Raw genomic sequence first — 19,382 nt, 5'->3', positions numbered from 1 at the left:
AATCAGGCTTGCTTCCTGATGCATCAACGATCACACTAGTTCACATCTGTCACAGATCTAAACCTCTTGTTGAGGATTAGAATCAAGTGATTGCTCGAATGTAGCTCTCGAAATGCGACCGAACGGCACGACATGCCGACAGGTATCCAAACCGATCCGGTCCTGGAAAACCATGGGAGATACGAATGCGCAGAATTCGACCCGCACCGATTTCGCTGAGGCCGGTGCTCGTCACCGGGTGCGCCGCGGTTATCGCGGGAACATCCCTCGCGCTGTGCGCCTGGCCCGGCGACACGCCCGTCAGGCCACTCGCCGGTCCCGGCCACGGCCGGGGCATGAGTCAGGTCGGCGCCTTCGACAGCGCCCAGCAGGGCTGGCTCGCCGAACGAATACTCGAGCACTACTACCCGGGCGCGACACTCGGGACCATCCCGCCGACCAATCTGGCCGTGCGGCTCATGGAACAGGACGATTCCACCCTCGACGCCTACGCCGAGGCCGGATTCCGGGTGGCCGGTCGGCAACTGGCGCCGGGCCAGGTCGCCCACCTGACCCCGCTGCCGGACGGCGGCGCGAACGTGGTCGTCACCCTCGGGTGCGACGGCGAAGTGCTATGGCAGACAGCCACTTCCGATCCGTGGATCTATCCCCTCGATCCCCGTCCGAACCGGCCCGCGACCGAACATCTCACGCTCTGCGGCGGCACGGCCTATCGCGGCTCGCTCGGCGTCGCCACCGAGAACGGGCAAGCGCGCACGATCAACCGCGTCGACGTGGAGGACTATCTGCTCGGCGTGGTCCCGGCCGAGGTCCAGGCGAACTGGGTCGACAAGGGCGCGGGCGAGGCGCTGCGCGCGCAGGCCATCGCGGCCCGCTCCTACGCGCTCGCCGAGCGCAGGTATTCGTACGCGCAGACCTGCGACACCACCGACTGCCAGGTGTATCCCGGTACGGCGAAAGAGGATCCGCGCACCGCCGCGGCCATCGCCTCCACTGCGGGCACCGTCCTGCTACGCGACGGCCACATCTTGCGCTCGGAGTATTCCGCCGCGCCGGACGGCGGCGAACCCGTCGATATCTACGCCCTCGACGTGGGGCCGACGCCAGCGGAACTCGCCGTCGGCCGTCCGCCTACTGATCCGCGGACCGACCCGCGCAGCCGGGCCGCGTCGACGCCGTCGGCGATCGAGCTCGAGTACCAGCGCGTCGGCGGCGAGTCGGGCTCGCTCGGCGCGCCGCTCGGCCCGGAGATGCTGCTGCCGCAGCGCGCGGGCACCTACCGGCTGTTCACCAATGGCGTCATCATCGCGACGCCGACGTTGGGTGTGCAGGTGGTCGACTTCGCGACGCTCATGCAGCTGGTGCCCGATCCGGCGATTCGCGAAGGGCTGCCGACGGATTCGGCGGCGCAGCCCGGAACTCTCGCGCCGACCACCGCGTCCACGCCGACGCCGCGGCCGGAATCCAGGGCCGTGCCGTCGGGTGGTGCGCTGCCCGAGTCGGCGCTGCCCGGTGCGGAGGTGCAGCCGCGGGCGCCGGAGTCGGGTCAGGTGCCGAACTCGGATCTCGCGGTGCCGTCCCTCGAGGAGGTGTTCGGCGACCGTTGACCGGGCGACGGCGCGATCACATCGTCTGCACGATCAGTCCAGTGCGGTGTCGCCCAACGACTCGGCGAGGCGGCGTAGCAGGGCGGCCAGCTGGTCGCGATCCCGAGTGTCGAGGGCGTCGAGCAGGCGCTGTTCGTTGGCGACGTGCAGCGGCAGCAGGTCGTCGACCAGCTTCCTGCCCTCGGCGGTGAGGCGAACGCGGACGGAGCGCCGGTCCTCGGGGCAGGGCATTCGTTCGACGAGGCCCTTGGCGGCCAGCCGGTCGATGCGGTTGGTGATGGCGCCCGAGGTGACCATCGCGGCACGGTTCAGCGCGCCCGCGGTGAGGCCATCCGCGCCACCGGAGCGGCGCAGCGTCGCGAGCACGTCGAACTCCCAGAACTCCAGGCCGTGACCGGCGAAGAAGCGCTTGAGGTCCTGCTCGAGCACCCGGGACAAGCGGGTGATTCGGCCCACGATGTGCATAGGCGAGACGTCCACGTCCGGACGCTCGCGGTGCCAGTGCGCGGTGATCAGATCGACTGCGTCGCCCATCGCGACTCCTCTCTGTCCTAAGAATTTCAACGTTCATCTACTTGACGATGAGACACCAGTCGGAGTAGATATTTCAACGTTGAGATTATCAATGAGGAGCGACCGACATGTCCATCACCACCGCGGCGCGGAACCCCTACGCGGGTACCCTCGCGCTCACCGCCCTCACCCCGATCGTCTGGGGCTCCACCTACGCCGTCACCACCGAGTTCCTGCCGCCGGACCGTCCGCTCTTCACCGCGCTGATGCGCGCGCTGCCCGCCGGGCTGGTGCTGCTCGCGCTCACGCGCACGCTGCCGAGGGGAATGTGGGTCGGCCGCGCCGCCGCGCTCGGCGTGCTCAACATCGGCGCGTTCTTCCCGCTGCTGTTCCTTGCCGCCTATCGGCTGCCGGGCGGCGTCGCCGGGGTCCTCGGGGCGGTCGCGCCGATGTTCGCGCTGGTCTTCGCCACCGGGGTGCTGAACGAAAGGCCAACCGGCCGTAAGGTTCTCGCCGGAGCGATCGGCGTGTTCGGCGTCGCGCTCGTGGTGCTGCGCGCCACCGCTCAACTCGACACCATCGGGGTGATCGCCGGACTCGTCGGCGCGGGCTCGATGGCGCTCGGCACCGTGCTGACCAAGCGGTGGGGGCGGCCCGACGGTGTCGGCCCGCTGGCCATGACGGGCTGGCAGCTCACCGCCGGCGGCCTGTTCATCCTCCCGCTCGCCGCGCTGATCGAGGGCGCACCGCCCGCCATGGACGGCCGCGCCATCGGCGGCTACCTCTACCTCGGCGTGATCGGCACCGCGGCGGCCTACTGGCTGTGGTTGCGCGGCATCGCGAAGGTGCCAGCCACGTCGGTCGCGTTCCTCGGACTGCTCAGCCCGGTCTCGGCGGCGGTCATCGGGTGGGTCGCGCTCGGGCAGGCGCTCACCGGGTTGCAGATTCTCGGCATGGTGATCGCGCTGGGCGGGACGTTGCTCGGGCAGACCACCGCACGGGTTCGAATCGACGAGGCTGGGAATGTCGGTGCCGCCGCGGAGATCGGCGGCGCCGCCGACGCTGGTGAGCCTGCCGAAGATGCGCTCATTCTGGTGGGAGCGAAAAGCTGAGAAAACGGGTTGACCTTGACGTAGCGTCAACTTGCAGACTGGTTTCACCGACGAGAGAAGGAAGGAGTCCAGGTCGTGACCGCGGGCACCCGAGCAGGCGAATGGTCCATCCAGGATCTGGCGAAGGCGGCCGGTACCACCAGCCGCGCGCTGCGCCACTACGGGCAGCTCGGACTGTTGCCGCCCAGCCGGATCGGCGCCAACGGGTACCGCTACTACGACCAGGACTCCCTCGTGCGGCTGCAACGCATCCTGCTGCTGCGGGAACTCGGCCTCGGCCTTCCGGTCATCGCCGAAGTGCTCGCGGGCGAACAGGACACCGCCGCCGCATTGCGTACGCACCTGGAACTGCTTCGGCAGGAACAGGATCGGATCCGACGCCAGATCGACTCGGTGCACACCACGCTGCGGAAGACGGAAAGAGGTGAACAACTCGTGGCAGCAGAGGTTTTCGACGGGTTCGACCACACACAGTACAAGGACGAGGTGATCGAACGCTGGGGCAAAGAGGCCTACGAGAGCGGTGACCGCTGGTGGCGCTCGCTCACCGACCAGCAGAAGAAGGATTTCCAGCAGACCCAGCTGGACATCGCCGCGGACTTCGGTCGCGCGCACGCCGCCGGGCTTCCGGTGGACAGCGACGAGGTGCAGGCCATTGTCGCCCGGCACCGCGCCTGGGTCGGTGACGGCTGGCAGGGGCGGCCGGTGACGGCCGACGCCTTCATCGGACTGGGCGAAATGTACGTCGACGACGCGCGATTCGCGGTCAACTACGACGTGCACGGCGAAGGCACCGCCGCCTTCGTGCGCGATGCGATGAAGGTCTACGCGGAGGTGAACCTGCGCTGAGGCGTCCACCTTTGCTCCGGCAATGCGCGGGTCATCGGCGGACGCGCCCTGTCAGCGCCCATTGGTGGAGTGAAAACCCAGCGCCCGCACGCGGATTCGCGTGCGGGCGCTTTTGCGTGCATGATGTCGGGTTCGCTCGAAGCGGGAGGGTCACGCATGCACGAGCAGGAAATCGATCGGAACGAGCCGGTCGCACGGGAATCGGATTCGCGGCCAGCGGATTCCAGCGCGGCGCCACCGCCGAGCGGGGCGCCCGCGAAGACCGCCGCGGTGCTGGCGATGCTGGTCGGCGGCATCGGGGGTTTCGCGGCGATCCCGTGGCTGGTACCCGGCGAGCGCACCGAGGCCGCCGGTCCGGCCGGCTATGTGCTCGGTGCGACGGGGGAGTGGATCGCGGCGGGCCGATCGCCGCGCTGACCGATCGCCGCGCGCGGGGCGGTCCGTGCGCATACTTTAAGTGTTCGACCGGCTGATTCGGAGGGACGAGACGCATGCTGTACAGCCAGGAGAGTTCGGGCACGCGGCCGGTCGAGCCCGTCGGGGCACTCGCGACCGCGGTGGCGCTGTTCGCGGCCATCGGCGCGGCGGCGAACCTGGTCGGGCTGCTCGTGCTGGCTTTCGGTTTCTTTCCCGATCCCGGTCGATACGACGATTCGCTCGCGGTCTCGACCGCGCTCGGCACGCTGCTGCTGGTCTGCGCACTCGGCTACGGTGCGGTGCTGACCGTCCGCGGTGACGAGGACGGGCGCTTCACGGTGCTCGTCGCCGCCGGTGTCTGGACGGTCGTCGGTGTCGCCGGTGTGTTCGCCGCACTACGCGGCTATCGGTCCGAATACGGCATCCATTGGGCCGAGGAGGGCGGTCCGGCGGTGGACATCGCCACGTCGACCGCGGGTCTGGTCGGCTCGGTGACGGCCATGGTGCACGGTGATCGGCTGGTGAATCTCACGGGGCTGGTACTGCCCGTGATCATCGTGACCCTTGCCGCATCCGCGATTCCGTCGGCTGCCCCTTCGCCGAGCGCACCCCCGCCGAGTGCCGCTACCGCCATCGACGAGGTGGTCGCGATCACCACGGGGGTGCTGTCGGCTTTCGTCGGTTTGCTCGGCGCGGTCGGCTCTTGCCTCGGCCTTGTCGTGGCGCTCGGCTCGGACAACGAAGTCGCGCCCGTCGTGTTCATCGGCTTCGGCGTTGGCGCGCTGATCGCGTTGCTCTGGCTGCTCGGTGCGCTGCTGCTGTTCCTGCGGCGGAATGCGGGGCGGCTCATCCTCATCGGCTTGTCCGCGCTCGCCCTGCTCGGCGCATTCGTTCTGGCCGCCGCCGTCGGTGGTCTGGTGGGCTGGCTCCCACTCGTCCTGTCCGGCGCCGTCTTCGGTCTCTCCGTCGCGCGCCCGACGGGCCGGTGGATCGCCGCACGGCGCCGACCGTTGCTCAACGCTCGAGCGCCGATGGATGATTCGCGGTCGAGCGGCGCGGTGACAGCGCGGTAGAGTTCACGGCGCAGCTACGAGGGGGTTTCGACATGTATCCAGGTCCGGGTTATCCGGCGTATCCGCCGTACGGGTACACACCGCCGCCGCCCAGCGGTGGCACCGCGATCACGGCCGGAATCCTCGCGCTGGTCTGCGGTTTGTACAACGGCTACAACGTCGTCGACGGGTTGCTCGCGGTGCAGCGGCTCGAAGACGCGCGCCGTTCGCTCGGCAGCTCGGCCCTCGCCAGCGACCTAGACGACGAGCTCTACCTGCTGATCGCGACCTCGGCGGGTATAGCGGGCGCGTTCGTCCTCGGCGGAATCCTGTTGCTGGCCCGGAAGGGTTCGGGACGCGTCCTGATCGTCTTGGCCTGCGTCGCAGCGGTATTCGTCGGGTTGGTCAACCAGGACACTCTCGAGCGGGCCGGTCTGGCCGGATCCGCGGCGAGCACCGTCGGTTGGGCTCTCGGCGTCGGGCTGCCGCTGTTCGTCGGCATCCTCACGGCCGTCGGCACAACGGCCCGCTGGGTCGCGGCGGGTCGGAGGCCTGCCGTTCCGCCGCCGATGTACGGACAGCCGCCGATGTACGGCCCGCCGCCGAATCACTATGCCCCGCCGCAGTATCCGCACTACTGACCACGAGCGGATTCGGTCGCCCCGCGATCCTGTCGTAGGGACGCGGTAGGGTTTCGATGCATTGAAGGGGGAGCCTTGTGAGCTATCCGTACGAGCCGCCCGGCTATGGCTATCCGCCGGTGCCACCCGGCTATCCACAGCCGGGACACGGGTTTCCGCCATCCGCTCCGAGCGGCGCGACAGCCATCATCGCGGCGGTGCTGTCCACGCTCGTCGGCCTGCTCGGCTCGGTCGGCATCTGCATCGGCCTCTTCGAAGCCCTGGACCCGGACAACGAAGTGGAGCCCGCCGCGTTCATCGGCATCGGCGTCGGCGCGCTGATCGCGATGCTCTGGCTGCTCGGCGCACTGCTGCTGTTCATGCGTCAGACCGCGGGGCGCGTCATCATCATCGGCCTGTCCGCGATCGCCCTGCTCGGCGCACTCGTTCTGGTCGCCATCGGCGGCGTTGCCGGTGGCCTGCCACTCCTCCTGTCCGGCACGATCTTCGGCCTCTCGGTCGCGAGCCCGACGGGCCGCTGGATCGCCGCCCGCCGCCAACCCACCTACCCACCCGCTTATCCACCCCCGTCGTACGGCCAGCCGCCCTACCCGTACTACTGACCGCCGATCCCGCCCACGGTCCAGGACGTCCGCGGACCGCGTCGCGTGAGTTCCGCGCGCACCGATAGGTGCGATCGATGAGTCACCCGGCGTCGATATCGCGCATATCACCAACGGCGAACTGGGCGAACACTATTGGCGCGTGGACACCGAGACGTCCACGGCGAACTCGACGTCGGCTTCCCGGCCTGACTCGGCCAATTGCGACGGCGCATCCGCTCGGCGTGGGCCGCAAACCGCGCGAATCCTCAGACCGCGCACATCGACTGCATGACCCCTTTGAGGATCGGCGCGCCATAGGTCGCGGGCGAGAAGGCGAGCGTCTGGATGATCGACAGCGGTGTCGTCACGCTCGAGCCGACGCCGGTGAAGCCGAGCGCCATATTGCCCGCGGTCAGCAGCAGACTGGTGACGTCCAGGGTGAGCGTCGCCAGGTCGAAGGCGTGCTCGACGCGCACCTCGGCGAGCGGAACGGTGTTCAGCGCGCGGCCCTCGTAGAGGCTGAAGCCGAGATTGCTCAGGAAGGTCAGTGGCCCGTAGTCGATCGAGTGCACCAGGGGGCCGAGTTCCTCGGTGCGGCGCAGCAGCGCCAGCTCGGCGACCCGGTTCTCGCCGAGAAAGGCCTGGAGCGCGTCGGCGGCGGCGTGCATCGCGGGCCGGTCCAGCGGCAGATCGGCGGCGTCGAGGTAGGCCCTGGTGCGTTCGACCAGCGTGGCGGTGGTGAGTTCGGCCATCGGCGTGCACGTCCCGTCGGCGCGTACCAGCGCGTTGGCCAGGTCGATCAGCGGCGCGGGAAGTTCGACACGCTCGATCGGGTATTCGTCCAGCTCGAGTTTCGGGTACGCGTTCGGCGCCGCGCAGTTGGCGGCGATGAACTCCTGCACCTTGCGCGTCACCGCCTTCACGCCGTTGAACATCGCGCCGACGATCGGCTTCAGGAAGAAACCGGCGGTGGGCACCATGCTGGCGGCCAGCTGCGCCGGGATCTTCACGATCCTGGTCGCGAGCACGAACACCTCGATCGCGTCGTTCACGGTGAGGTGGGCGACCGACATGGTCTCGTGCACGCGGCCGGTGCGGATCGCGTCCAGCCCGTTGACCAGATAGGTGACGATCGGGTCGTCGAGGAACTCGGGCCGCTCGCCCACCGCGCCCGGGTGCTTGGGCAGACCGTCGCGGTGCACGCGCACGGCGGCGAGGGAGGCGCGGAAGTCGGCGACCTGGCGGTCGTAGCCCGCGATCTGCTCCGGCGGGACCAGGGTGCGCACGGCGGTGGCGGCGGCGGTCACCACGTCGTCGAAAGTCGGGGCTCCGGTGACGCACAGCGCCGCGGGGTCGGCGATCGGCGTCGAGGCTAGTGAATCGTCCTCGGCGTGGGCGGAGGCGGGAATCAGGACGCTGCCGCCGAGGACCGCGCACAGCGCGAGGATGCCGGTGATCGGGGCGAGGAGGCGCGGAAGACGCATGACGACTACTCCGGTCGGACGATCGTTGGGAAACCCAACGCGACACCAACTGGACAGATGTTCAGTTGGACGGTCCTCTATGTAATAGCGCCTTCATGGCCGCGACGTAGCCGTTTCGGCGAACAACGCGGGAAATTCCGGTTGCCGGGGCCGCCCGCCGCCTTCCCCCGGGGCCGCGTGCGGACTTCCGATACGCTGGGCTCCCGTGACCGTCGCATCGTCCCCCGGTACCTCCGCCAACCCCTCCGCACAGTTCGATCTGATCGTCGTCGGCTCCGGCTTCTTCGGGCTGACCATTGCCGAACGCGCCGCCAATGTCCTCGGCAAACGGGTGCTAGTGCTCGATCGCCGCTATCACATCGGCGGCAACGCCTACTCGGAGCCGGAACCGCAAACCGGGATCGAGATCCACAAGTACGGTGCGCACCTGTTCCACACCTCGAACAAGAAGGTCTGGGACTACGTCACGCAGTTCACCGAGTTCACCGGCTATCAGCACCGCGTGTTCGCGATGCACAAGGGGCAGGCCTACCAGTTCCCGATGGGCCTCGGCCTGATCTCGCAGTTCTTCGGCCGCTACTTCACCCCCGACGAGGCGAAGGCGCTGATCGCCGAGCAGGCCGCCGAGGTCGAGACCAAGGACGCGCAGAACCTCGAGGAGAAGGCCATCTCGCTGATCGGCCGCCCGCTCTACGAGGCGTTCGTCCGCGACTACACCGCCAAGCAGTGGCAGACCGATCCCAAGGAACTGCCCGCGGGCAACATCACCCGCCTCCCGGTGCGCTACAACTTCGACAACCGCTACTTCAACGACACCTTCGAGGGCCTGCCCGCGCAGGGGTACACGAAGTGGCTGGAGAACATGGCCGCCTCCGACCTCATCGAGGTCCGGCTGGACACCGACTGGTTCGAGGTCCGCGACGAAGTGCGCGCGCAGAACCCGGACGCCCCTGTCGTCTACACCGGTCCGCTGGACCGCTACTTCGACTACAGCGAGGGCGAACTCGGCTGGCGCACCATCGACTTCGAGACCGAAGTGGTCGAAACCGGTGACTACCAGGGCACCTCGGTGATGAACTACAACGACGCGGACGTGCCGTACACCCGCATCATCGAGCCGCGCCACTTCCACCCCGAGCGCGAGTACCCCACGGACAAGACGGTGATCATGCGCGAGTACTCCCGCTTCGCGCAGACCGGCGACGAGCCGTACTACCCGATCAACACCCCGGAGGACCGCGCCAAGCTGCTCGCCTACCGCGAGCGCGCCAAGCGGGAAACCGCGTCGGCGAAGGTTCTCTTCGGCGGCCGCCTCGGCACCTATCAGTACCTGGACATGCACATGGCCATCGGCTCCGCGCTGAGCATGTTCGACAATGTGCTGCGACCGCATCTGGAGTCGGGCGCGCCCCTCGTGGACGAAAGTGCAGAATGACCTCCTCACCGATGTTGGAAGAGATGACGACCGAGACCCGCGCGAAATCGCTGCTGCAGCGCATCATCCTGCCCAGGCCGGGTGAGCCCCTCGACGTGCGCACCCTCTACCTGGAGGAATCGGCGACCAACGCCAAGCGCGCGCACGCGACCACCCGTACTTCGCTGTCCATCGGCGCGGAGTCCGAGGTCTCGTTCTGCACCTACTTCAACGCGCTGCCCGCCAGCTACTGGCGTCGCTGGAGCGTGCTGACCTCGGTGGTGCTGCGGCTGGAGCTGGCCGGACACGGCCGGGTGGACATGTACCGCTCGAAGGCCGACGGCTCGCGAATCCACGTACAGGGCAGCGAGTTCGCCGTCGCGGCGGGCGCCGACTCGACGACGGTGGAATTCGAGACCGATCTCGCCCCGTTCGAGGACGGCGGCTGGATCTGGTTCGACATCACCACCGACACGGCGGTCACGCTGCTCTCCGGCGGCTGGTACGCGCCGATCGATGCGCCGGGCGACGGCAGCATCGCGGTCGGCATGCCCACCTTCAACCGGCCCACCGACGCGGTGAAGACCCTCGGCGCGCTCGGCTCCGACCCGCTGGTGCTGGAGAAGATCAAGGCCGTCATCATCCCGGACCAGGGCACCAAGAAGGTCGTCGACGAGCCCGGTTTCGCCGAGGCCGCCGCGGTGCTCGGCGACCGGCTCGCCATCCACGACCAGCCAAACCTGGGCGGTTCCGGCGGCTACAGCCGGGTCATGTACGAGGCGCTGAAGACCACCGACGCCCAGTACATCGTCTACATGGACGACGACATCGAGATCGAGCCCGACTCGATCCTGCGCGCGCTCGCCTTCTCTCGGTTCACCAAGTCGCCGATGCTGGTCGGCGGGCAGATGCTCAACCTGCAGGAGCGCTCGCACCTGCACGTCATGGGCGAAGTGGTCGACCGGAGCATCTTCATGTGGACGGCGGCGCCCAACGTCGAATACGACCACGATTTCGCCAAGTACCCGCTGCGCGACCGCGACAATTCCAAGCTGCTGCACCGGCGCATCGACGTCGACTTCAACGGCTGGTGGACCTGCGTGATCCCGCGCCAGGTCGCCGAGGAGCTCGGCCAGCCGCTGCCGCTGTTCCTGAAGTGGGACGACGTCGAATACGGCCTGCGCGCCCGCGTCGCCGGTTATCCGACCGTCACTCTGCCGGGTGCGGCGGTCTGGCACATGGCGTGGAGCGACAAGGACGACGCCATCGACTGGCAGGCGTACTTCCACCTGCGCAACCGCCTGGTGGTCGCCTCGCTGCACCTGCCGGGCGACGGGCGCGCCATGGTCGTCAACACCGTCAAGGCCACGCTCAAGCACCTGCTCTGCCTGGAGTATTCGACGGTGGCGATCCAGAACCTCGCCATCCGCGACTTCCTCGCGGGCCCGGAGCGGCTGTTCCAGCTGTTGCCGAGCGCGCTCGGCGCGGTGCACGAGCTGCGCAAGCAGTACCCGGACGCGGTCATCCTGCCCTCCTCGACGGAGCTGCCGCTGGCCAGCCACATCGGCGTCGGCGCGGTGGGCGAGCCGCCGAACCCGATCGCGAAGGTCGTCCGGCTGGTCAAGGGTCTGGTGCACAACGTGCGCCCGGCGCACACCGAACACCACCGGACCCCGCAGCTCAACGTGCCGACGCTGGACGCGCGCTGGTTCCTGCTCTCGCAGGTCGACGGCGTCACCGTCACCACGGCCGACGGCCGCGGCGTCGTCTACCGCAAGCGCGATCCGCGCCAGGCTCTCGGCCTGTTCAAGGAGGCGATGCGGCTGCGCAAGGAGCTCGCGGCCCGCTTCCCGGAGATGCAGCAGCGCTACCGTGCCGCGCACCCGCGGCTCACCAGCACCGCGGCCTGGGAGAACGCCTTCGGCATCGATCAGAACGGAACCAAATAAGTGAGTGCGGTCAACCCCAGCCTCCAGGATTCGGCCATCCGGCCGCCGGAGGTCGCGATCATCAACGCCGTGCAGGCGAGCATCGGCACGAATCCGTCGGTCGTCTCGGCCGCGCGCGGAATGTCGCACTTCGGCGAGCACGCGCTCGGCTGGATCGGCATCGCCGCCGCGGGGTGGTTGGTCGACAAGCCGCGGCGGCGGCAGTGGGCCGGGGTCGCGGTGGGCGCGGTCGGCGCGCACGCGGCCTCCATCGTGATCAAGCGCGTGGTCCGGCGCCCGCGTCCGAACGACCCGTCGGTGCAGGTCAACGTGGGGACGCCGAGCAAGCTGAGCTTCCCCTCCTCGCACGCCACCTCCACCACGGCGGCTGCGGTGTTGCTCGGCAGACTCACCGGGCTACCCTTGCCTGCGGTGCTCGTACCGCCGATGTTGCTCTCCCGAGTCGTACTCGGGGTGCACTATCCCTCCGACGTGCTCGCCGGATCCGCGCTCGGTGCCGCGTCCGCCGCTGCCCTGCTCGCCGCCGAAAAGCGACTCGACCCGCGGGGCGAGCGACGGGCCCGGAGGGGGTAGCTTGCGTAACCATGCAGGGCACCGGGAGCGCCGCAAATCAAACACCGTTCGCACAAGAAAAGGCCTTGGTTGACATGAGTGAAGAGCCGACCGGCGCCGATCTGGCAGAGGCCGTTGTCAAGGGGCCGCCCAAGACGCTGGCGGGTGGTTTGATCAAGGCCGTCCGGCCGCGTCAGTGGGTCAAGAACGTCCTCGTGCTCGCCGCCCCGCTCGCCGCGGGCTCGGCGACCGAGATCGACGTGCTCGCCCACGTCGGTGTCGCCTTCGTGGTGTTCTGCATGGCGGCCTCGGGCATCTACCTGGTCAACGACGCGCTGGACGTGGAGGCCGACCGGGCCCACCCGACCAAGCGGTTCCGGCCCATCGCCGCGGGCATCGTCCCCGTGAACCTGGCCTACGGCCTCTCCGCGGTGCTGCTCGTCGGCGCGATCGTCGGCTCGTTCCTCGCGGCCTGGCAGCTGGCCGTGGTGATGGCGGTCTACATCGTCATCCAGCTGGCCTACTGCTTCGGGCTCAAGCACCAGGCGGTGCTGGACATCTGCATCGTCTCGAGTGGGTTCCTGTTGCGCGCCGTCGCGGGCGGCGCAGCGGCGGGTATTCCGCTCTCGCAGTGGTTCCTGCTGGTCATGTCGTTCGGCTCGCTGTTCATGGCGGCGGGCAAGCGCTACGCCGAACTGCAGATCGCGCTGGGCACCGGCGCCAAGATCCGCAAGTCGCTGGAGTACTACACGCCCACCTACCTGCGCTTCATCTGGACGCTGGCGGCTACCGCGGTCGTGGTCTTCTACGGGCTGTGGGCCTTCGAGCAGGATCGGGCCAACGACACCACCTGGTTCGCGATCTCGATGATCCCGTTTACCATCGCAATCCTGCGTTACGCGGTCGACGTCGACGGTGGCGAGGCCGGAGAACCCGAAGAGATCGCGCTGGGGGATCGCGTCCTCCAGTTCCTCGCAATCGCCTGGATCGGAGCGGTAGGTGTCGCTGTCTATCTCACCTGACGAGATGCTGGTAGAGGGAGCGGAGCGAACTGAAGACGAGGCGGAACGCACTGCCAACGCGCAGGCGCGGTCCGCCTCGTCTTTCCAGCGCCTATCCCGAGCCACGTTCGTCGGTGGGATCGCGCTCACCGCGGCGCTTTTCGCGATCGGCGGCTGGCAGCGTCGCTGGATCGCCGACGACGGCCTGATCGTGCTGCGCACCGTCCGCAACCTGCTGGCGGGCCACGGCCCGGTGTTCAACATGGACGAGCGGGTCGAGACCAACACCAGCACGGCGTGGACCTACATCGTCTGGTTCTTCAGCTGGCTGACCCAGGCGCGGCTCGAGTACGTGGTGCTCGGCATCGCGCTGACGCTGTCGGTGGCCGCCATGGTGTTCGCCATGCTCGGCACGGCCCGGCTGTGGGGCGGCACCAGGTCGGCGCTGCTGTTGCCCGCCGGTGTGCTGGTCTACATCGCGGTGCCGCCCGCCCGCGACTACGCCACCTCCGGCCTGGAGAGTGGACTCGTCATCTGCTGGCTCGGCGCGCTGTGGTGGTTGCTGCTGCGTTGGGCGCAGGCCGAGCGGGTGCGCCTCGGCGGGCTGTTCGGTCTGGTGTTCTTCGCCGGACTCGCACCGCTGATCCGTCCGGAGATGACCCTCGTCGGCGCGCTCGCGCTGCTGATGATCTTCTTCGCGCCGCTGCCGGAGACCCGTTTCCGCCCGATCGTGCTGCGCGCCGTCATCGTCGCCGTGGCGGGCCTGGTGCCGTTGGGCTACCAGATCTGGCGGATGGGCTACTACGGCCTGCCCTACCCGAACACCGCCGTCGCGAAGGACGCGGGCGGTGCGAAGTGGAGCCAGGGTTTCACGTACCTGTGGGATCTGGTCGGGCCGTACTACCTGTGGATCCCGCTGCTCGTGCTGCTGGTCCTGGGTGTCGTCGCGGCCCGTTCGATGGTCGCGCCCGCGGGGAGCCCGTCGACCGAGGGGCGCCTGCGCCGGTTCAGCGCGTGGCTGCGCTCGCCCGCCGCGGTGGTCACACTGGTGCTGGTCAGCGGTTTTCTGCTGACGATCTACGCGTTGCGCGTCGGCGGCGACTTCATGCACGGCCGCATGCTGCTGCCGCAGCTGTTCCTGCTGCTGCTCCCGGTCGCGGTGATTCCGCTGCGGCTGCCCGAAGGCGGCCTGCGCGCGGCGAACTGGCCGGTCGCGGTGATCCTGATCGCCTGGCTCGGCACGCTCGGCTGGGCGCTGTTCGCCTCGGGCACCACGGCCATCAAGACCGGCACCAAGATCAGCTCGTCGGGCATCGTCGACGAGCGCGTCTACTACGTGCTCAACACCGGCCACGACCACCCGATCCGGGCCACGGACTACCTCGACTACCCGCGCATCCGCGCCATGGTGAACAACATCCAGGAGACGCCCAACGGCGGCCTGCTGCTGAACTCGCCCGCGTTCACGTTCTGGTACATCGCGCCCCCGCCGCAGCCCATCCCCGACGGCGGCGCCGGTCACACGGTGTACTTCCTGAATCTGGGCATGACCAGCATGAACGTCCCGCTCGACGTGCGCGTCATCGACCAGATGGGCCTGGCCTATCCGCTGGCCGCGCACACCGAGCGGCTGGCCGACGGCCGCATCGGCCACGACAAGAGCCTGTACCCGGACTGGGTCGTCGTGGACGCGGGCATGGTCGACAAGAAGCCGTGGATGCCCTGGTACCTGGACGAGAAGTGGGTCACCCAGGCGCGCACGGCCATGTCCTGCCCGGACACGCAGGCGCTGCTGATCTCCTCGCGCGATCCGCTGACCTTCGAGCGTTTCCGGCACAACCTGCGCAACGCGCTGTCGTTCGCGAAGTACCGGATCGAGCGGGTGCCGAAGTACGAGATCCAGCGCTGCGGGCTGGTCGACCCCTTCCCGCAGCCGCCGAACTGAACCTCTGGAGTCACACTGGGCCCACGGATCTCCGTGGGCCCAGTGGTTTCTGGTGAACTTCTCATAAACGTGTCGTACGCCGCTTTATCTCTTTTTGATAACGCCCTTGCATCGATGGCGGGTTAGGCTCATCCGGTATGCCCGCCGGGGTGTCCACTCGACGTGGACGGGGACCGGCGGTCTCCGTCGAGGCGCGGCCCTCTCCGGTCGCATGTAGGGAAAGGCCCAAAAAAATAATGCGAGGCGTGATCGGGCGCAGCGCGCAGGCTGGTCGCCTGCGTGCTCGCAGAGCCGGTGGATGGCTCAAGAAGTCGGTCCTGGTTTCGATGGCAGTCGTGCTACCGCTCGGGGCGTCGGTGGCAGGCCAGGGCGCCACCGCGTCCGCGGCGTTCAACCCGGAGGGCTTCGACTTCTGGGTCGACTCCAGCATGGGGCCGATCAAGTCGCGTATCTTCCGCGCGGCCGACGGCAACACCAACCGTGTGGTCTATGCGCTGGACGGCATGCGCGCCCGCGGTGACCTGAGCGGCTGGGAGATCGACACCGAGGTCGCCCGCGAGCTGACCAAGTGGAACATCAACGTGGTCATGCCGGTCGGCGGCCCGTCCAGCTTCTACGCGGACTGGAACGCGCCGAGCACCTTCCTCGGCATCCCGACCGGCTCGGGCCCCTCCGGCTCGTCCTCGGGCTCCTCGATGACCGGCTCGTCCGGCTGGAACGAGACCGTCGGCAAGGTCAGCACCTACAAGTGGGAGACCTTCCTGACCCAGAACCTGCGCTGGGCGCTGCGCGACCGGCTCGGCTTCAGCCCGAACCGCAACGGCGTGTTCGGCCTGTCGATGGGCGGTTCGGCCGCGCTGACCCTCTCGGCCTACCACCCGGATCAGTTCAGCTTCGCCGGGTCCTACTCCGGCTACCTGAACATCTCCGCGCCGGGCATGCGCGAGGCGCTGCGCGTCGCGATGCTGAGCGCCGGTGGGTACAACATCGACGCGATGGCGCCGCCGTGGGGCCCGCAGTGGCTGCGCATGGACCCGTTCGTGTTCGCGCCGCAGCTCAAGGCCAACAACACCCGCCTGTGGATCGCCGCGGGCAGCGGTCTGCCCGCCGCGGGTGACGTGCACTCGCTGATGGACGTCGTCCAGGGCGTGCCGCTGGAAGCGCTCGCGCTGGTCAACACCAGGGCGTTCCAGGTGCGGATGATGACGCTCGGCGCCAGCAACGTCACCTACAGCTTCCCGTCCGTCGGCATCCACAACTGGCGCAACTGGGAGTCCGAGGTCCACCGGATGATTCCGGACCTCTCGGCCAACATCGGCTGATTCCAGGCTCGACCCGAAACCGCCCGGCGCTCCCCGCGCCGGGCGGTTTTTTCGTCCGCCGAACGGGCATCCGCAAGCGGGGTAGGCAACGAATCAGCAGCGGGAAAGCCATGAATCCTTGTGGGCTGGATCACTTTCCAGCAACATATAAGCATTCGTTGCCGATTGATACACATAGTGCATGCACAAAGGTCGAAACGTCCGTTTTCAGCGCGGACGCGTGATCTTCGTGCCCGATGAGGGGGCCGGTCGAGTTGCTTGCTGTTTGCCTCCTCCGGTCGCCGAGGAAAGGTCGAGTCGAATGCGTACTGCCCGTGGGAAACACCGCCCGAAGCCGTCATCCGGATCGTGGATGCGCAAGTGGGCGTTCGGAGTCGCTGTCGCGATGTTGGCGCCACTGGGGGTTTCCGTGGCGGGCACCGGAGCCGCGGCCTCGGCGGCGTTCAATCCGGCGGCCTTCGACTTCTGGGTCGACTCGGGCATGGGCCCGATCAAGTCCCGCGTTCTGCGCGCCGCCGACGGCAACACCCACCGCGTCGTCTACGTCCTGGACGGCATGCGCGCGCCCGAGACCCTGAACGGCTGGGAGATCGAAACCGACGTCCCGGCGCTGCTGGCCAGCCAGAACATCAACGTCGTGATGCCGGTCGGCGGCATGTCCAGCTTCTACGCGGACTGGAACGCGCCGAGCGAACTCCTCGGTATCCCAGCGGGTTCCGGCTCCAGCTCCGGCTCCGGCGCGATGAACGTGCTCGCGGGCGGTCCCGGCAAGAGCTACCGGTATCAGTGGGAAACCTTCCTGACCCAGAATCTGCGCTCGGCGCTGCGTGATCGCCTCGGATTCAACCCGAATCGCAACGGCGTCTTCGGCCTCTCGATGGGCGGCAGCGCCGCGCTGACCCTGGCCGCCTATCACCCGGACCAGTTCAGCTTCGCCGGTTCCTTCTCCGGCTACCTGAACAACTCCGCCCCCGGCATGCGCGAGGCGATCCGCGTGGCCATGCTCGACGCGGGCGGCTACAACGTGGACTCGATGGCGCCGCCCTGGGGCCCGCAGTGGCTGCGAATGGACCCGTTCGTCTTCGCACCCAACCTGATTCGCAACGGAACCCGCTTGTGGGTCGCCGCGGCGAGCGGGTTGCCCACGGCCACCGATTCGCCTAGCTTCAACACCCTCAACGGCATGGGGCTCGAGTCGCTCGCGCTGGTCAACACCCGGGCTTTCCAGGCGCGCATGGCGACGCTCGGCGGCGGCAACGCCGTCTACTCCTTCCCGGCCTACGGCATTCACGCCTGGAACAACTGGGCCGACGAGGCGAAGCGCATGCTTCCGGACCTGTCCGCGAACATCGGCTGACGAACCACCGAGGACCGCTCGGGGCCATCGGGTTCCGAGCGGTCCTTCGCGTTGGCTGGACGATCGCTGGCGGGCGATCGAGAACCGGCCCCCTATATAAGGAGGCGCCCCACCGGGAGCGGAACCGGCCGCCGTCCGGTTTTGATCACGATCCGATATAGGCGCGCGTCTCGCGTCGGTTTGCTTCGAATATGCACATATAGAAGAGCAGTACCGCTTCGAAACGGCAGTACCGCCGAAACCCGTGCTAGTCCGGTTCTCGGCGCCAGTGGCGATCCTCATGCACGACGGTTGCGGTCGATGAAGACCGCGCGGGCGAAAGGTCTGGTCGATGCGAGTTGACGGGTTGAGCGAACGCAGTGAGCGAATCATAGGCTGGCGCACACCACGCACGATGATGCTGAGCGCGGGCGGGGCCGGGGCATGAACGGGAGGGTTGCCGGGGGGCGGCGATGGTGGCGGCGTTCGGTCGCCGGTCTGGCGCTCGCGCTCGCGGTGCCCTTCGGCGCGGCGACCGCCGGGCTGACCGCACCGGCCACGGCGGGCTTCGATCCGGCCGGTTTCGATTTCTGGGTCGATTCCAGCATGGGGCCGATCAAGACGCGCATCTTCCGCGCGGCCGACGGCAACACCAACCGCGTCGTCTACGCGCTGGACGGTCTGCGCGCACGCAACGACCTGAGCGGCTGGGAGATCGACACCGACATCTCGCGGACCCTGACGCAGTGGAACATCAACGTCGTGATGCCGGTCGGCGGTCAGTCCAGCTTCTATTCGGACTGGATCGCGCCGAGCAACACCAACGGCCAGACGATCACCTACGCCTGGGAAACGTTCCTGACCGAGAATCTGCGCTGGGCGCTGCGCGACCGGCTCGGTTTCAATCCGAACGGCAACGGCATCTTCGGTCTTTCCATGGGCGGTAGCGCCGCGCTCGCGCTGGCCGCCTATCACCCCGATCAATTCCGTTACGCGGGTTCGTATTCCGGATATCTGAACATTTCGGCGCCCGGCATGCGCGAGGCATTGCGGCTGGCGCTGCTCGACGCGGGCGGTTTCAACATCGACGCCATGTGGGGCCCGCCGTGGGACCCGCGCTGGCTGCGCCACGACCCGTTCATGTTCGCGCAATTGTTGCGGCAGAACGGCACTCGGCTCTGGATCTCCGCTGGCAGCGGCGCGAACGGACCGCGCGACGCGATCACCGCGCCGATCGACGCCTATCACCTCGGCAACGCCATGGCATTGGAGACGCTCGCGCTCGCCAACACGCGCGCGTTCCAGGCCAGGATGGACACCCTCGGCGGCGGGAACGTGGTCTACAACTACCCGGCGGTCGGGGTGCACAACTGGCATTACTGGCAGGACCAGGTGCTGGCGATGCTCCCCGATATGAGCGCCCATCTCGGATGACGTAACAAATTGACCTTCGGGGACGACATCACTGCTGGAACGCGGTATGGTCACCGCACGATCACAGATTGTGCGCGGGCGGATTTCGGCCACCCGGTCGACCGCAGCCTTGCTAAGGATTCGGACGTCGAATATCCTCCTGCGAGCGTAAGTGTGACCATATCGTTGTA

At 68.1% G+C, this 19,382-nt stretch carries 17 protein-coding genes; 15 read left to right on the top strand and 2 right to left on the bottom strand.

Annotated elements, in window-relative coordinates; genetic code table 11:
- Nucleotides 1–335 precede the first annotated feature (335 nt).
- Nucleotides 336–1,607 carry a SpoIID/LytB domain-containing protein gene (locus ABZV58_RS01160; RefSeq protein WP_354998168.1) on the top strand — a complete coding sequence of 424 codons (1,272 nt, stop codon included), beginning with the start codon at nucleotides 336–338 and terminating at the stop codon, nucleotides 1,605–1,607.
- A 33-nt stretch (nucleotides 1,608–1,640) separates the two neighbouring features.
- Here ABZV58_RS01160 and ABZV58_RS01155 read toward each other — a convergent pair whose 3' ends face one another.
- Nucleotides 1,641–2,141 carry a MarR family transcriptional regulator gene (locus tag ABZV58_RS01155; protein ID WP_354998167.1) on the bottom strand — a complete coding sequence of 167 codons (501 nt, stop codon included), beginning with the start codon at nucleotides 2,139–2,141 and terminating at the stop codon, nucleotides 1,641–1,643.
- Between the two features lie 107 nt (nucleotides 2,142–2,248).
- On the opposite strand from ABZV58_RS01155, the gene ABZV58_RS01150 reads away from it, so the two are divergent.
- The 6 genes from ABZV58_RS01150 to ABZV58_RS01125 all read left to right on the top strand — a co-directional run bounded on the left by ABZV58_RS01150 (nucleotide 2,249) and on the right by ABZV58_RS01125 (nucleotide 6,793).
- Nucleotides 2,249–3,232 (top strand): EamA family transporter, encoded by a 984-nt coding sequence (locus tag ABZV58_RS01150; RefSeq protein WP_354998166.1) that lies wholly within the window; start codon nucleotides 2,249–2,251, stop codon nucleotides 3,230–3,232.
- A gap of 75 nt (nucleotides 3,233–3,307) precedes the next feature.
- On the top strand, nucleotides 3,308–4,081 hold the full coding sequence (locus ABZV58_RS01145; RefSeq protein WP_354998165.1) for a MerR family transcriptional regulator: 774 nt from the start codon (nucleotides 3,308–3,310) through the stop codon (nucleotides 4,079–4,081).
- Between the two features lie 156 nt (nucleotides 4,082–4,237).
- Nucleotides 4,238–4,498 carry a hypothetical protein gene (locus tag ABZV58_RS01140; protein ID WP_354998164.1) on the top strand — a complete coding sequence of 87 codons (261 nt, stop codon included), beginning with the start codon at nucleotides 4,238–4,240 and terminating at the stop codon, nucleotides 4,496–4,498.
- Nucleotides 4,499–4,572: 74 nt separating this feature from the next.
- Complete coding sequence (locus ABZV58_RS01135) at nucleotides 4,573–5,571, top strand: hypothetical protein (RefSeq protein WP_354998163.1); 999 nt, start codon at nucleotides 4,573–4,575, stop codon at nucleotides 5,569–5,571.
- 32 nt (nucleotides 5,572–5,603) lie between these two features.
- Nucleotides 5,604–6,191, top strand: a complete 588-nt coding sequence (locus ABZV58_RS01130; RefSeq protein WP_354998162.1) for a hypothetical protein — start codon at nucleotides 5,604–5,606, stop codon at nucleotides 6,189–6,191.
- A 77-nt stretch (nucleotides 6,192–6,268) separates the two neighbouring features.
- The gene (locus ABZV58_RS01125; protein WP_354998161.1) at nucleotides 6,269–6,793 is read left to right on the top strand and encodes a hypothetical protein; all 525 of its coding nucleotides are present in this window, start codon (nucleotides 6,269–6,271) and stop codon (nucleotides 6,791–6,793) included.
- A gap of 248 nt (nucleotides 6,794–7,041) precedes the next feature.
- On the opposite strand, the gene ABZV58_RS01120 is transcribed toward ABZV58_RS01125, so the two are convergent.
- The gene (locus ABZV58_RS01120) at nucleotides 7,042–8,259 is read right to left on the bottom strand and encodes a hypothetical protein (RefSeq protein ID WP_354998160.1); all 1,218 of its coding nucleotides are present in this window, start codon (nucleotides 8,257–8,259) and stop codon (nucleotides 7,042–7,044) included.
- A gap of 205 nt (nucleotides 8,260–8,464) precedes the next feature.
- On the opposite strand from ABZV58_RS01120, the gene glf reads away from it, so the two are divergent.
- From glf to ABZV58_RS01080, 8 genes are all read left to right on the top strand, one after another.
- Complete coding sequence (glf, locus tag ABZV58_RS01115; RefSeq protein WP_354998159.1) at nucleotides 8,465–9,694, top strand: UDP-galactopyranose mutase; 1,230 nt, start codon at nucleotides 8,465–8,467, stop codon at nucleotides 9,692–9,694.
- Nucleotides 9,691–11,622, top strand: coding sequence for a glycosyltransferase (locus ABZV58_RS01110; protein ID WP_354998158.1), 1,932 nt, complete (start codon nucleotides 9,691–9,693; stop codon nucleotides 11,620–11,622). The genes glf and ABZV58_RS01110 overlap by 4 nt, the downstream gene beginning before the upstream one ends.
- Nucleotides 11,623–12,195 carry a phosphatase PAP2 family protein gene (locus ABZV58_RS01105; protein ID WP_354998157.1) on the top strand — a complete coding sequence of 191 codons (573 nt, stop codon included), beginning with the start codon at nucleotides 11,623–11,625 and terminating at the stop codon, nucleotides 12,193–12,195. It abuts the gene before it with no gap.
- Nucleotides 12,196–12,269: 74 nt separating this feature from the next.
- Nucleotides 12,270–13,196, top strand: coding sequence for a decaprenyl-phosphate phosphoribosyltransferase (locus ABZV58_RS01100; RefSeq protein ID WP_354998156.1), 927 nt, complete (start codon nucleotides 12,270–12,272; stop codon nucleotides 13,194–13,196).
- A gap of 7 nt (nucleotides 13,197–13,203) precedes the next feature.
- Nucleotides 13,204–15,120, top strand: coding sequence for a flagellar motor control protein ZomB (zomB, locus tag ABZV58_RS01095; protein ID WP_354998990.1), 1,917 nt, complete (start codon nucleotides 13,204–13,206; stop codon nucleotides 15,118–15,120).
- A 326-nt stretch (nucleotides 15,121–15,446) separates the two neighbouring features.
- Nucleotides 15,447–16,442: an alpha/beta hydrolase family protein gene (locus ABZV58_RS01090; protein WP_354998155.1), complete on the top strand. Its 996-nt coding sequence runs from the start codon at nucleotides 15,447–15,449 to the stop codon at nucleotides 16,440–16,442.
- A 301-nt stretch (nucleotides 16,443–16,743) separates the two neighbouring features.
- The gene (locus ABZV58_RS01085) at nucleotides 16,744–17,799 is read left to right on the top strand and encodes an alpha/beta hydrolase family protein (RefSeq protein WP_354998154.1); all 1,056 of its coding nucleotides are present in this window, start codon (nucleotides 16,744–16,746) and stop codon (nucleotides 17,797–17,799) included.
- Between the two features lie 423 nt (nucleotides 17,800–18,222).
- Complete coding sequence (locus tag ABZV58_RS01080; protein ID WP_354998153.1) at nucleotides 18,223–19,212, top strand: alpha/beta hydrolase family protein; 990 nt, start codon at nucleotides 18,223–18,225, stop codon at nucleotides 19,210–19,212.
- The last annotated feature ends 170 nt before the right edge of the window (nucleotides 19,213–19,382 follow it).

It is taken from the genome of Nocardia sp. NPDC004654, from assembly GCF_040609595.1.
Lineage (GTDB): Bacteria > Actinomycetota > Actinomycetes > Mycobacteriales > Mycobacteriaceae > Nocardia.
Note: the sequence above shows the minus strand (reverse complement) of the source record. Positions and strands in the feature narration are given on the sequence as shown.